General features: G+C 43.3%; 13 protein-coding genes and 1 other annotated feature. Of the genes, 7 read left to right on the top strand and 6 right to left on the bottom strand.

The features are described 5' to 3' along the window. Nucleotides 1-23 precede the first annotated feature (23 nt). The gene (locus AR335_RS12260) at nucleotides 24-314 is read right to left on the bottom strand and encodes a putative quinol monooxygenase (RefSeq protein ID WP_062236035.1); all 291 of its coding nucleotides are present in this window, start codon (nucleotides 312-314) and stop codon (nucleotides 24-26) included. Between the two features lie 124 nt (nucleotides 315-438). Beyond that, nucleotides 439-861, bottom strand: a complete 423-nt coding sequence (locus tag AR335_RS12255; protein ID WP_062236032.1) for an organic hydroperoxide resistance protein — start codon at nucleotides 859-861, stop codon at nucleotides 439-441. 172 nt (nucleotides 862-1,033) lie between these two features. On the opposite strand from AR335_RS12255, the gene AR335_RS12250 reads away from it, so the two are divergent. The 3 genes from AR335_RS12250 (at nucleotide 1,034) to AR335_RS12240 (ending at nucleotide 3,830) form a co-directional block, all read left to right on the top strand. Next, nucleotides 1,034-1,471 carry a MarR family winged helix-turn-helix transcriptional regulator gene (locus AR335_RS12250; RefSeq protein ID WP_062236030.1) on the top strand — a complete coding sequence of 146 codons (438 nt, stop codon included), beginning with the start codon at nucleotides 1,034-1,036 and terminating at the stop codon, nucleotides 1,469-1,471. A gap of 351 nt (nucleotides 1,472-1,822) precedes the next feature. After that, nucleotides 1,823-3,268: an FAD-binding oxidoreductase gene (locus tag AR335_RS12245; RefSeq protein ID WP_062236027.1), complete on the top strand. Its 1,446-nt coding sequence runs from the start codon at nucleotides 1,823-1,825 to the stop codon at nucleotides 3,266-3,268. Continuing rightward, on the top strand, nucleotides 3,258-3,830 hold the full coding sequence (locus AR335_RS12240) for an MFS transporter (RefSeq protein WP_062236024.1): 573 nt from the start codon (nucleotides 3,258-3,260) through the stop codon (nucleotides 3,828-3,830). Before AR335_RS12245 ends, AR335_RS12240 begins: the two co-directional genes overlap by 11 nt. A 57-nt stretch (nucleotides 3,831-3,887) precedes the next feature. Here AR335_RS12240 and metG read toward each other — a convergent pair whose 3' ends face one another. Beyond that, the gene (gene metG / locus AR335_RS12235) at nucleotides 3,888-5,519 is read right to left on the bottom strand and encodes a methionine--tRNA ligase (RefSeq protein ID WP_062236021.1); all 1,632 of its coding nucleotides are present in this window, start codon (nucleotides 5,517-5,519) and stop codon (nucleotides 3,888-3,890) included. A 99-nt stretch (nucleotides 5,520-5,618) separates the two neighbouring features. After that, nucleotides 5,619-5,890, bottom strand: a binding site (T-box leader). A 208-nt stretch (nucleotides 5,891-6,098) separates the two neighbouring features. Here metG and AR335_RS12230 point away from each other — a divergent pair. Beyond that, a complete protein-coding gene (locus tag AR335_RS12230) occupies nucleotides 6,099-7,562 on the top strand; it encodes a M36 family metallopeptidase (RefSeq protein WP_234293293.1) in 1,464 nt (487 codons plus the stop codon). Nucleotides 7,563-7,875: 313 nt separating this feature from the next. On the opposite strand, the gene AR335_RS12225 is transcribed toward AR335_RS12230, so the two are convergent. The 3 genes from AR335_RS12225 to AR335_RS12220 form a co-directional block, all read right to left on the bottom strand. After that, entirely contained in the window at nucleotides 7,876-8,064 is a 189-nt protein-coding gene (locus tag AR335_RS12225; protein WP_062236014.1) for a hypothetical protein, read from the bottom strand. An 81-nt stretch (nucleotides 8,065-8,145) separates the two neighbouring features. After that, the gene (locus AR335_RS25195) at nucleotides 8,146-8,271 is read right to left on the bottom strand and encodes a hypothetical protein (protein WP_255357573.1); all 126 of its coding nucleotides are present in this window, start codon (nucleotides 8,269-8,271) and stop codon (nucleotides 8,146-8,148) included. Then, the gene (locus tag AR335_RS12220) at nucleotides 8,268-9,362 is read right to left on the bottom strand and encodes a tetratricopeptide repeat protein (protein WP_053355305.1); all 1,095 of its coding nucleotides are present in this window, start codon (nucleotides 9,360-9,362) and stop codon (nucleotides 8,268-8,270) included. Before AR335_RS12220 ends, AR335_RS25195 begins: the two co-directional genes overlap by 4 nt. Nucleotides 9,363-9,572: 210 nt before the next feature. Between AR335_RS12220 and AR335_RS12215 the strand changes: the two genes are divergently transcribed. The 3 genes from AR335_RS12215 (at nucleotide 9,573) to AR335_RS12205 (ending at nucleotide 13,848) form a co-directional block, all read left to right on the top strand. Next, on the top strand, nucleotides 9,573-10,232 hold the full coding sequence (locus AR335_RS12215) for a hypothetical protein (protein ID WP_062236011.1): 660 nt from the start codon (nucleotides 9,573-9,575) through the stop codon (nucleotides 10,230-10,232). A gap of 224 nt (nucleotides 10,233-10,456) precedes the next feature. Continuing rightward, on the top strand, nucleotides 10,457-11,893 hold the full coding sequence (locus AR335_RS12210; RefSeq protein ID WP_062236008.1) for an NAD(P)H-hydrate dehydratase: 1,437 nt from the start codon (nucleotides 10,457-10,459) through the stop codon (nucleotides 11,891-11,893). Between the two features lie 341 nt (nucleotides 11,894-12,234). Further along, nucleotides 12,235-13,848, top strand: a complete 1,614-nt coding sequence (locus tag AR335_RS12205; protein ID WP_062236006.1) for an APC family permease — start codon at nucleotides 12,235-12,237, stop codon at nucleotides 13,846-13,848. The last annotated feature ends 45 nt before the right edge of the window (nucleotides 13,849-13,893 follow it).

Here is a 13,893-nt window from a genome sequence, read left to right as displayed (position 1 = left end):
ACGAGGTGCCAGGCACCCCGTTTTTAACCGATCTGATTCCATTTTTGGACATTGCGTACATCAATCAGGGGCTCAATGTTTGTTCTGTAAGTCTGATAATGTGCCGATTCAATATGACTGTCGATTGCATTCTGACCTTTCCATAATTCATACAGCATAAAAACTTTTGGATCATCCTGCGATTGATGAAGGTTATAGTGTAAGCATCCTTCCTCGTTTCTCGAATGCTTCAATACTTCAAGAAGTACGTTCTGCGCTTCTTCTTCACGTCCAGGTTTTGCTGTAAGCGTGGCTGAAACTGTGATAGGGCTCATCATTTTTTCCTCCCATTTTTGTTTAGTTAGAGTGAACCTACTATAACGGACACTCTGTAAAAAGTCATCCCATTTGCCTAAGCAAAAACCAGTCCCGGATCATGAGACTGGCTTCTTGCATTCATTATACAGCTGTAACATGAAGAGTCACTTCAATGTTTCCGCGGGTTGCTTTTGAATATGGACAAACTTGGTGAGCCTGTTCGATCAGCTGCTGGGCTTCTTCCTGACTGGCTCCCTTAATGGCAGCATGTAAAGCAACTGCTAAACCAAAGCCTCCATCGGTATCTTTGCCGATGCTTACTTCTGCGGTAACATTGGATTCAACTCGTTTTCTTGCCTGGCGGGCTACAAGCTGAAGAGCACTGTCAAAGCAGGCTGCGTAACCTGCAGCGAATAATTGTTCAGGGTTGGTAGCACCTGCTTCTTCTTTTCCGCCAAGTGCTTTTGGCATGGATAGTGAAAAATCAAGAGTGCTGTCACTGGATTTAACTTTACCTTGTCGTCCGCCGTCTGCGGTTGCTTTTGCTGTGTATAAAGATTTCATGCATGATCTCTCCCTTTTGATTTATATTGTGCACAATTTAATTACTTGATATCAATTTAACATGAAGTGATTTGTTTGTCAAAAATTAAATTGTTAACAATTTAATTTGACGGTAATGTTTGGTTGAAATATAGTGGAAATAGGATTATGAAGTGAGAGGAGGCGAAGAAAAATGAGTAACGACCCATTGAAACTGGAAAACCAGATCTGTTTTATGGTGTATGCGGCTGCCCGTGAAATCACGAAGCAGTACCGTCCATTGCTGGAGGAGCTCGACGTCACCTACCCGCAATACCTGGTCCTGCTCGTACTATGGGAAAAGAAAGAGCTAGCCGTGAAAGATCTTGGTGAGAAGCTGTTCCTCGATTCGGGTACCCTGACACCAATGCTGAAAAGAATGGAAGCTCATAGACTGATCATGAGGAACCGTTCCAAGCAGGATGAGCGAAGTGTGATGGTCTCCTTGACGGAAAGAGGGGAAGGGCTGCGTGAGAAAGCAGCATGTATTCCCGGTGCACTGCTTGAAAACATAAAGATGGAAGACGATGAACTGAAAAACTTGAAGAGAAGCCTTGGTAAAATACTGAACAACATTCAAGAAAAAGAGTAAAACCCCATTCGTTTAAGCCGAATGGGGTTTTTTACTGAAGTTATGTTCTGAGGTTTTGCTGGTGATCATGGACTCGGTTTACATACCTTCCTATGGCTGTCTGTTACAGCTGCAGCCATTCTATACGCGGTCATAGGTTTAGAGGTTGGGATAAAAGAAACAACCAGTGAAAAAGCTTCCGGAAATAAAGATGAAAAGCTCCTAAATAAGATTGGAAAACGGGTGGAGAAATCCACCCGTTTTGTTTTGGCTGTTACCAATCTGTCTAGGTGAAAACAACTATATACACATATGGGTTAATTTGGTAACATAAACGCGGACGAAGGAACAGTGGATAGGAAGGATTATTTTATGAAGAGAAATATTATTTTAGCTGTTTTCTTGCTGATTTTCATTGTCGGCTGGACGGCGTCATTTGCTGCATACAAACATCGGCAGGAATCTAAAACCGTGGAAGATGCGGCACGTTTATTGCCGACAAAAGTAAAGGAAATCAGACGGAGCACATCACAGAAAGAACTTCAGAAATGGATTAAGGATGCGTCGGAATCAGGTGAAAAGATATCCATTGCGGGCATGCAGCACAGCCAGGGAGGGCAAACGTACTTCCCAGACTCTATTATGCTTGATATGAAAACATACAATAGGGTACTGAATTTTCAGCCTGATAAAAAAAGAATTACTGTTCAGAGCGGAGCAACATGGAACGATATCCAGCGTTATATACATGGAAATGGACTCGCCGTTCAAGTGATGCAGTCCCAAAATATTTTCACCGTTGGCGGTTCGATCAGTGTCAATGTACATGGGAGAGATATAAGGTATGGTTCTTTAATTGATACGGTAGAGTCTTTGCGGCTGTTAAAAGCAGATGGGACTATTATTAATGTCAGCAGAAAACAAAATCATGAGCTGTTTGAACTTGTGAATGGGGGTTATGGTTTATTTGGCGTCATACTAGATGTAACACTTAAATTAGCACAGGATGAATGGTATGAAAATGAAGTAATCGCGATGGACTACAGTGAGTATACGGACTATTTTAAAAGAAAGGTCAAGCATGATCCTAACATCCGTATGCATATGGCCCGCCTGTCCATCGCACCCGATCCTTCGTTTTTTAAAGAGATGTACGTTACCAATTACCGGTTGCTGCAGAATCAAAAATCAACAAAAAATGAGCCGCTTAGGAACGATGGAAATGTCGTGCTGCCTAAAGTATTGCTCGGAACGTCACGGTACAGCAGCTGGGGCAAGGAATTATTATGGAAAACTCAGAAAAACTATTTTCTGAAGCAAAATGGAAAAGTGGAGACACGGAATAATGTTATGCGTTCAGACAGTGAATTTATGGAATATGACAGCCAAAACAGGACAGAGATCCTGCAGGAATATTTTGTTCCAGTGGATGAATTCTCTTCTTATGTGGATGACTTAAAGGCAGTTCTTACTAAAGAAGATCTGAATGTGCTGAATATTACGATACGCTATGTTGATCAAGACCAGCAGGCGATGATGACGTATGCGAAAAAGGATATGTTTGCCCTTGTTTGGCTGATCAATCAGGAGAAAAGCAAGAAAGGCACTGCTGATACTAAAAGAGTAGTCCGCAAGCTCATTAATATTACACTCGATCATGGAGGCAGCTATTATCTGCCTTATTACCCTTTCGCCAGCCAAAGCCAGCTGGAACGTGCCTATCCGCATACGCAGGAATTCTTTGCACTGAAAAGAAAGTATGATCCGTCCGAAATGTTCATGAACTACTTTTATAAGGAGTACGGAGATGACCTATAAACAGCTCATACGATCACAAAGCGTCATGATGACGGCAAGCAGCATCGTATTTCCTTTTTATCTGCTGCTTCTCCGCAATCTGGGTGACAGCTATTCTCAATTCGGCTGGGCCTATGGTCTGTTTGCTTTATCTTCCGCCTTATTTCATCCGTTCATTGGCAAGTGGAGTGACAGGTTTGGTGACCGTATACTGCTGCTGATCTATGCATGGGGAATGGCGGTGGTCATGCTGCTGGTTCCAGTCCTATCTGAGACCTGGCATGTTTATGTTATTCAGATAGTTATGGGCCTTTTGGGAGCATTTCAGAAAACAACAGAAAAAACAGCCCTATCCCGCCACACGGAAAGAAGCAATGCCGGTAAAAAGGTGGGCCACTATCATTTATGGACGTCTATTTGGGCAGCACTTGCTGTCATCATGACAGGATACATTATTGATTTTCTAACCATCGGCTCATTGTTTTATCTTACCTCTTTGTTGTATTTGATCGGGGGGATAATTCTCTGGAAGCACCCGGTTATGGATGAATCAGCCAGCCAGTTGGATAAAAAGGTGATGTAAAGTAAAAAGAAGGACGAACCCCAGGTTCGGGTGTTTCGTCCTTTCATTTTGTAAGGATCAAGAAGGATTACCCAAGCGCTTTAGTTCCTCGTCGATCTGTTTAATATCAATCCGCTCAAACAGCGGCTTTACACCTGAAAGCTGAATTCGATCCGGATAAATCACCTTCCACGATGATTCTTTCATTCCAAGTGCCTGCTGGACTTCTTTGCTCGAAAAAGGAAGGAATGGTTCCAGCAGCTGCGCGAGATTAGCGATAATGGCAACACAGGTAGCCATTGTTGTCTCACAGCCAGCAGGGTTCTCATTAATTTGTTTCCAAGGCTGCTGTTCATCAAAATATTTATTCGCCGAACGGATGTAAGCGAAAATTTCTTCAAGTGCTTCTTTAAAACGGGACTCTTCAATCAAACGGCCTGTCTTTTGGTAAAGAGGAGGTAAAAGGGATTCTGCGATACGATCAACTCTACTCTTTGGCAAGAGCCCCCCGTAATATTTTTCAATAAATTTAAGTGTCCGGTTCACAAAATTGCCGTAGGCGCCAAGCAGTTCGCCGTTATGGCTATAGATGAACTCTCTCCATGAAAAATCAGTATCTCGGTTTTCGGGTGCATTGATCGTTAGGAAGTAGCGGATCGAATCCGGATGGTACCTCTCCAGAATGTCTGGAACCCAGACCGCCCAATTTTTACTCGTGGATAATTTTTTCTTCTCCAGTGTCAAATATTCATTCGAAACAATGTGACGGGGAAGGGCGGGATTTTGAGTTCCGTGCAGGATGGCAGGCCAGATGATGGTGTGGAACGGAATGTTATCCTTGCCATGGACATAATACGTGATCGTGTCTTCCTTCCAAAAGAGCGAATCATCATTGCCAGTCTCCTGTGACCATAATTGGCTGGCAGAAAGATAGCCTGACACCGCTTCAATCCAGACATACACCTTTTTGTCTTCATAGCCCTCAATCGGGATACTTACTCCAATAGGCAAGTCACGTGAAACGGCACGGTCGATCAATCCTTCTTGTAGATAGCGCTTAGTCAACTGAATGGCATTCTGCCGCCAGGATTGTTTCTGCTCTGCTCGTTCAACATCTCTTTCCAGCTTTTCCTGAAACTGACGAAGCGCAAAATAGAAATGCTCAGTGAGCTTGAACACGGGCGGCTGGCCGCATAGCTTACATGTCCGGTCCAGCAGATCAGCAGGATCAAGGATGGTAGAACAATAGTCGCACTGATCTCCTCGCGCCTGTTTTCCGCATACGGGGCATGTACCCTCAACATAACGGTCAGGCAGAAACTGATCGTAGGTTTCACAATACGCTTGCTCCATTTCTTTTTTATAGATATATCCGTTGTTTAATAAAGTAAGAAAAATCTTCTGAACGACCTCATGATGTTGGGGGTGGTCCGTTCTTGTGTAACAGTCGTACGAGAAACCGAGCCTGGTGAAGCAATCCTGAAATTCGGTATGATAGCGGTCCGCTACTTCCTGCGGTGAAATGTTTTCCTGCCTTGCCCGGATAGTAATCGGTGTCCCGTTGCAGTCACTGCCTGAAACGTATAATACGTTCTCTCTCTTTAGGCGGTAATAGCGGGCTAACAGATCTCCAGGCAGCAGACTTGAAATGTGACCAGTGTGCAGTGAGCCATTCGCATAGGGCCAGGCTCCTCCAATAAAAATCGCCATTAGTCATTCTCCTCAATTTAGAGTTCAGTTATATCAGAATTGGCTAAACTGTTGGATTGCATGCTTAGACATTAAAAAAACCGTCCATATCTAAATATAGATAAGGACGGGGCTGATCTTCCCGTGGTACCACCTTCATTCATGAGAGGCTTGCGCCTGTCACCTCAGCTAGTACGGAGTGGATAAAAAACACTCTTATACTGTGGATTTGATAACAAGTGCCACCACTTGCTGCCGCCTACTTGCTTAAAGAAGCGTTCGGGACAGAGCTCAGAGACCATTTTCAAACCGTCATTTTTTGCTTCTTTTCAGCTGCCGAAGCTCTCTGTGTAAAAATAGTACGATTCTACTTTTCTCATCATTGCTTTTTTGAATAAGGATTTTGTAACCATTATTATAGCAAATATATTCAAATAATATCCAGTATTACAATAAAATAGATAAATAAGTCTATTGCTTGCATGTCACCTACGGGAGTAAAATTAAATTGTCTGAAAATTATGATAGCGAGGAGACAGGTGAATGAAAAAGAGGAACATGGCATTGGCGGCCGCGGCCGTGATATTATTGTCAGTCAGTATGCCTTCTTTTCAGCATGGAAACAGCCCTGCTTTAAGAGGAAATGCTGTAAACGCTCAATCATTAAGCGCGAAATCTTCTGCAGATGACTTTTTAAAAAGGAATGCCGCTAAGTACAACCTTTCAAATGATCTCTCAGGCCTGGACTATGTTACGACCATTTCAACAGCTGCCGGCAGCTATGTGCGTTATCAGCAGATGGTAAACGGTTCACCTGTTTTCTCCAAGCAGCTTACCGCGACAGTCGAACTTGATGGACATGTCAGTTTGATAGTCTCAGATTATACACCATATAACTCAGTTGAACGTGCGCCGGACAAGCTTACAAAGGAGCAGGCTGAGACAAAGGCTGCTGCCTATATCAATGACAAAGGAAAAGGTAAGTGGGGCACGACAGAGAACACGTTTGGCTATGTGATTCAAAACGGCAAAGCCATTCCTGTGTATAAAGTCGTGATTCATGCGAATGAACCATTTGGGGCCTGGGAAGCGATCGTCCATGCGGGCAATGGGAGATTAATAGAGAAAAAGGATCTTAACCAAAAAGCAACAGGTTCAGGGCAGGTTTTTCTACCGAATCCGGTGGAGTCCAGTGGAAGTGCGGCAGGGCTGGCAGACAATAATGATGCGGATTCACCAGCATTGAACGCCCAGCTTAAAAATGTTCAATTATTGGGTCTTGATGGAACAGGAAAACTGGCAGGCCAATATGTTGCCATTAACTCAAAAGCAAGGACGAAAAGTTCAACCCTTACATTCAATTACACTCGCTCGGATAATCAATTTGAAGATGTAATGGCTTACTATCATATTGATACCTTGCAGCGCTACATTCAATCGCTAGGTTTTACCAACATCAACAACCGTTCGATTACAGCGAATGTGAATACGTATAAACAGGATAACTCTTTTTACAGCCCGACGAAGAAGGATCTTACCTTTGGTTCTGGCGGGGTGGATGATGCTGAGGATGCAGGAGTCATCGCTCACGAATATGGACATTCTATTCAGGACAATCAGGTTCCAGGTTTTGGGGACTCCCTTGAAGGAGGATCTATGGGGGAGGGCTTTGGAGACTATCTTGGTGCAACCTATGAGGATGCAGTTACAGGGGATGGATTTGGACATGCTTGTGTTGCGGAATGGGATTCAACCTCCTATTCTTCGTCAAACCCTCCTTGTCTGAGAAGACTGGATGAAAATAAAGTATACCCAAGGGATGTTGCCGGGGAAGTTCATGCGGATGGAGAGATTTGGTCTCAGCCCCTATATGAGCTGGCAGGAGCTATTGGAAGGGACGCTGCTACAAAAATTATTTTGCAGTCTCATTGGTCACTGACACCCAATGCAACATTTAATGACGGGGCACGGGCGATCAAGCAGGCAGATCAGCAGCTCAATGGCGGCCGCAATGCAAAAACAATTGATGCAGTCTTTAAAGCGAGAGGGCTATCAACCAATTAATACATGAAAAAAGGGGCTGTCCAAGAAGTCTGTAAGCTGTTGATTTCCGTTCCAGGCTGCTCGCTTTCCGCGGGGCGTGCGGTGAGCCTTAACGGCGTGAACGCCTACTTTTTGGTGCAAGNTGTCTCACCTGTCACGCTAGTCCCGCAGGACAAGGAAGGCTCCGGCAGCTTTTTATCGCACGAAGAAAATGTGAAGTTCATTTTCGAGGAGTCTCGCATCTTCCACTTCAAATAACTTTTCATTGAAGATTTTTCAAGCCAAAAAGGGGCTGCCTGAAGGTCAATTTTCGACTTTCTGGACAGCCCCTTTATTATTTATTTTTATTCTGATTCAATTTCACGATCTTATATGCACTATGCTTGATGACTTGCCTTTCGTGCTGTGGATCTACCTCCTGAAATTCTTTGAAATCTGCCACGACAGTATCTGGAAAGCTTGCAATGACCCTGGCTTTCATGTTATTTACTTCGATTACGTCGTAAGGAAGTGCTGGTTTCATAGAAATCTCCTTTATAATGATTTGAACCCATAAAAAAAGAGCCGATCGGGCTCTTTTTTATGACAAGCTCAAATTCTGATCTTACACGTGTGTAGGTGTGTCACGGATTACTCCGTGCTCGCTTTGAAGGCTGCCATTAGCAGCAGCTGCACCCATCAAGGCTGTTAAAACCAAAAAAGTTCCCAGTAAAATTTTTGCTTTTTTCATCGTAAATACCCCATTTCTTCAATTTTGGTTTTAGCGCGGTACGCCTGATAAAAATAAGTACTGGCTTTCTCAAACTTTTTTTCATGATGAAGAATCGTAGCAATGGCTTCGGTATAATCTTGTACAAAGCCCCATAACTGCTGTTCTTCAAAGTATTTCAAATGCTCAGTAACAACTTGCTCGATTTCCTCAGAGGGAAGATTAGAGTACTGGGCATTTAAAATTTGCAGGTGGTGAATATACTCTTCATTCTGAATGGTGCTGCAAACGTCCATGCCTTGCTGGAGATAAAAAAAACCATTCTCTTTATCTTCCATTTTGAAGTATTCCCGTGCGAGCAGGAAGGATAGTTTATGGGGGATAAACTCCTTGCTGTACAGTTCGCTAAGGTGGCGAATGGCAATATCGGACAAATTTTGTTCAGAATAAAGGAATCCAAGGTTATAGCGTATAAAGTTGAGAAGCTCTTCATCTTTAAACTTCTCAGCGATATCCAGTGAATCCAAAAAGTGCTCTTCTGCCTGCTCGTACTGTTTTAGACTAAGACAGCAGAGACCTAGAATGTTTTCGCAGTCTGCACTTCTGAGATCGTTTTTTGAAACTTCTTCATACGTGGTTTTAGCCAGTTTTGCATAGCTGAGTGAAAGCAGAAACTTCCTGCTGTGATAATAGGCAGTGGCCGCTTTATAAAAAAATTCGGCAACTTCGATCTTATCTTCAATACTGCCCATAAATCTTTCCGCTTCATAATAGCAGGCCACAGCTTCTATGTACTGGTTCATACTGTAGGCATAGACGCCTTTGAAAAAGTGATAGTAGAAAGCCATTTCAGGGGATAACTGTCTTTGAAGCAGTTCAAGCTGCTGCAATAGAACTGCAGTGTCATCAAAGTTTTTTTGGATGAGTGTATACCGGATCTCCAGCAGCGAATGCCATAACAGTTCTTGCTGATCCAGTCCGGCAGGATCGATTTGTTCCTGCACCTCAATATTTAATTCTTCGACCACTGCCAGATTTCGATCCCTCATACTCACGTTCCATCGACTGAGCAATTCAATGACTTCAGACGCCTTTTCTGTTTGTAATATCATGATAACTCCCCTTAAGAAGGTTATATGAAAATAGTAGCATATAATGGAAAAAGGAAAGTTGGGAAAGTAGTATTAAAAATATAGCGATTATTAAGCAGGAATCTATCTCATTTTCCCAAGTTATTCTAAAATTCGGATTTTTCATCTTTATTCATTTTGGGTTTATAATAGTAGCCATTGTGGTAATTAGCAATGAGGAAGGTGAAGATTATGTATAAGCTCATCTCGCTTGCTATACCAATTGTACTGCTGAGCGTATGGCTTGGCTTTGCGCATGGTGACAAAGCGAAAACGGAAGAAAATATGCCAAAAACTAAAATAAATTCAGGATCGCACCCTTTAAATACATTATCTAATGTGGTTGTTTCAACCGACAGTCTTTCGAATCAGGAAAAGGATATCATGCTGGAGCAGGTCATATCTACAGACAAGCTCTTTCCCGATCAGCGACCTGCCAGTATATCGGCTCACAGCGGCAAAACCTACGCGAATGCGAAAGAAAAGCCGGTGAAAGAAAGTATAGTAAAACCGGTGAAGCAAAAACCAGCAAAGGAAAAAAAGGCAAAGAAACCCAAAGATAACAAAGGCTTGAAAAAAGGAAAAGTGAAAAAAGACATGCCGGTAAAGCCGGAAAAACCGGCAAAAGAGGAAGAAAACCCCGTTAAAATTCCGAAGCCTTCTGAAAAGCCTGCTGATCAGACAAAGCCAAAACCTGAACCAAAGCCTGAAAAACCAATGCCGCCTGAGGAAGAAGATACAAATAAGGACGATGGGACAGATGGCGGTCAAAGTGATGCTCAGCCATCACAGCAGGATAACAGTGCTCAAATACAGAGCATAACCCCTCAAAATGAGAGTACAACAGAATAAAACGAAGGCCTTTTCTGATGAGAAGGTCTTTTTTGTTGTGATCTTGAGAGAAAAGTCTTGCTTGTTTGAGCGGAATTAAGCGTAACTCAAAATAATTGAACCTTTTAGAAAAGTCAGATAACTTTATGGCCTGATTTCAGATAAACACAGTTGTTCATCAACTCACAGAAAAGGGTAGGATACTATGGAAGCAATATTTTTAGGCGTTGAGGAGGCTCTATTCTATGTATATCTTTACAGGAGATGAAATTAAAAAAATCGATCAAACAGCACAAAATAGCGGCATGGATGTGTATACCTTGATGGAGAATGCCGGAAAAGCTCTGTATGAAGCCGTCTCGGATCTGGTAACCAGAGAAAGCCGTATCCTCGTCATGGCGGGTAAAGGCAATAACGGAGGAGACGGCATCGTGCTCTCAAGATACCTTCAGCAGAACGGATTCCATTGTGAGCTCGCCCTTCCAGATGGAAAACCAGGCACGGAAACAGCGTTCAAACATTTTACTTATTATACGGCTTGCGGCCTGAAGGTATCCGAACGGGAAGGGAAATATGATGTGATCATTGACGCCCTGCTCGGTGTCGGAACTTCTCCTCCCTTAAGAGGGAAGATTGCCCAAGAGGTCAGATGGGCAAATTCGCAGCAAGCACTGAAAATAGCGGTGGATCTCCCTACAGGTGTTTCTGCAGATCATGGAAAAACAGATGAAGCCTTTCAAGCAGAATTTACTTTTTGCCTGCATGGCTTTAAACCCTCTGCGTTTTTAGAAGGAAGTACAGATTTCTTTGGTGTCATCAGAGTGTTATCAATCGGTTTGCCTCAGCAATCCAATTGGCAAGTTTGGACAGAAGAAAATGTTCGGTCAACGTTTCATAAGAGGTTTGCCGGTGCTCATAAAGGAACGTTTGGAACGGGCCTTCTTCTTGCAGGATCTGATGAGATGCCAGGAAGTGCGCTGCTGGCTGGAAAAGGCGCATTAAAAAGCGGCATTGGAAAACTGACGATAGGAACGAGCCGTTTTGTCTCAGGGATTCTAGCGGGGCAGCTGCCAGAAGCGATGTACAAGCATGACGGACTAGAGGCTGTGGGAGAGGGCGATGTACCAAAAGGGATAAAGGCCTGCGCGATCGGACCAGGGCTGGCAGATGCTGAAAAAACCGACATGGCATTACAGCACTTAATGAACACGGATCTGCATCTGGTCATCGATGCAGGAGCACTAAAAAAACGAACGTACCCGAAGCGAAAAGGTTTAGTGATCCTAACCCCGCATCCCGGTGAATTCAGCAGAATGACAGGCGTACCAGCCAGTGACATACAAAAAAACAGATTTCAGTATGCTCTTGCCTATGCACAGGAACAGAACGCAATCGTTATTTTGAAAGGAAGATATACGGTGCTGGCCTTTCCTGACGGCAGCCTCATTGTCAATCCGACAGGCAACGCCGGTCTGGCTAAAGGGGGAACAGGTGACACGCTTACCGGAATGCTTCTGGCTTTCGTTTCCTCAGAAAAAGACGTAAAGCCGGCTGTAGCCAATGCAGTTTATTTTCATGGAGCAAGTGCTGATTTATGGGAACAGACAAATGCTGAACGAGGATTGCTCGCCAGTGATGTAAGTGAACACCTTCCGCTGGTCATGAAATCATTTGAGCATTAAATCCGTAATTAGACAAAGTTTCCAACTTAACATAGATAAAAGTTTATTACAAATAAAAAAGTCAGACGTTCAACTTATGAGGAAAAGGCACGAAAGAAACTAATGGGCAGCGATTTAAGGGATGGTTTTTAATTTTGGCAATGCTATTGGGGTGAACTATCTTCTGACAGCTAAAAGCTTGCAGCAGATAGGTGGATTAGCAAGCATATAGATTAAAAATATGTTTCATAAACCGCAAATACGGATAATTATATGTATTATTTGTCAAAATACGTCGAAAAATAATTAGAATGAGGAGTGCAGAGTACTAAGGAATTTTGAAATTTTGAAGGAGGAAGTTCATGTCAGATCAAGGACCATTTAAAAAAACGATATCATTATTAGATCTTATACTCATCGGACTAGGAGCCATCTTTGGATCAGCTTGGCTGTTTGCAGTAAGTAATGTTGCTTCCAAAGCAGGACCACTCGGGAGTATTTCCTGGATTATCGGAGGAGTCATCGTTCTGCTGATCGGGCTTGTCTATGCTGAACTGGGTGCAGCCCTTCCGCGTACAGGGGGGATTTTAAGGTATCCGGTGTATTCGCATGGACCGCTGGTAGGATATCTCATATCCTTTATTACTATCGTTGCTTACACAAGTTTGATTTCAATAGAAGTAACAGCTGTCAGACAGTATATCGCTTACTGGTTTCCAGGGCTTACGAAAGCAGGGTCTGACTCACCGACGATCACAGGCTGGCTCGTACAGTTCGGTTTGCTTTGTGTGTTTTTCCTGTTGAACTACTGGAGTGTTAAAACTTTTACAAAATCGAACATTATCATTTCGATCTTTAAATATTTTGTCCCGCTCACCATTATCACCGTGTTAGCCTTCCATTTTAAATCCGGAAACTTTTCGGTTGAAGGATTCGCTCCATTTGGTTTCCAAGGTGTCCAGGCCGCAATATCCACAGGCGGTGTTATGTTTGCCTATCTAGGGCTGCATCCGATCGTATCTGTTGCAGGTGAAGTAAAGAATCCTCAGCGGAATATTCCAATCGCTCTCATTGTGTGTATCGTTCTCGCCGCAGTGATTTATACTCTTCTGCAAGTTCTGTTTATCGGTGCCATTCCTACAGATGTGCTTGGTGGAGGCTGGCAAAAGATACAGCAAGAATTCGCCCTGCCGTTTAAAGATATAGCAGTCGCGCTGGGACTAGGATGGCTTGCGACCATCGTTGTGCTTGATGCCGTCATTTCACCCGGAGGAAATGGAAATATCTTTATGAACACAACATCCCGTTTAGTGTACGCATGGAGCCGTACAGGAACACTGTTTAATGTATTCTCAAGAGTACATGAAAAAACAGGAATCCCTCGGCCGTCATTATGGCTGTCCTTCGTGCTGTCCGTGTTCTGGACACTGCCGTTTCCATCTTGGAACGCGCTCGTAAATGTGTGTTCAGTTGCCTTGATCCTTTCCTATGCGATCGCTCCGATTTCTTCGGCGGCATTCCGCTTAAACGCTAAGGATCTTCACAAGCCATTTACTCTTAAAGGGATGAGTATTATTGCTCCTCTCTCCTTTATTTTCGCGACCTATATCGTATATTGGTCCGGCTGGAAGACGATTTCATGGTTAATCGGTTCACAGCTTCTGATGTTCGTCATCTACCTGCTCTTTTCGAAGTATGTACCGAAGAAGGATGTCAGTCTTGCACAGCAATTGAAATCATCATGGTGGCTAGTGGCCTACTATGTGATGATGCTTATCATTTCGTATATCGGTTCCTTTGGAGGCGGACTAGGCGTGTTGAGTAATCCATTGGATCTCATAATCATTGCTATCGGCTCTCTGTTGATTTATTTCTGGGCCAAACATTCCGGGCTGCCAAAAGCCATCATTGATAATGATGATGAGGATCTTAAAGAACAAGAAGAAAGCATAAAGGGAAACCCTGTTTCAACGTAATATACAAATCAACTATAAATAAAGAGTCTCTCCCAAACCGGGGGA

It is taken from the genome of Fictibacillus sp. FJAT-27399 (assembly GCF_001510655.1).
Taxonomy (GTDB): Bacteria; Bacillota; Bacilli; order Bacillales; family Fictibacillaceae; genus Fictibacillus_C; species Fictibacillus_C marinisediminis.
This window is presented reverse-complemented; position numbering and strand designations above follow the sequence as displayed.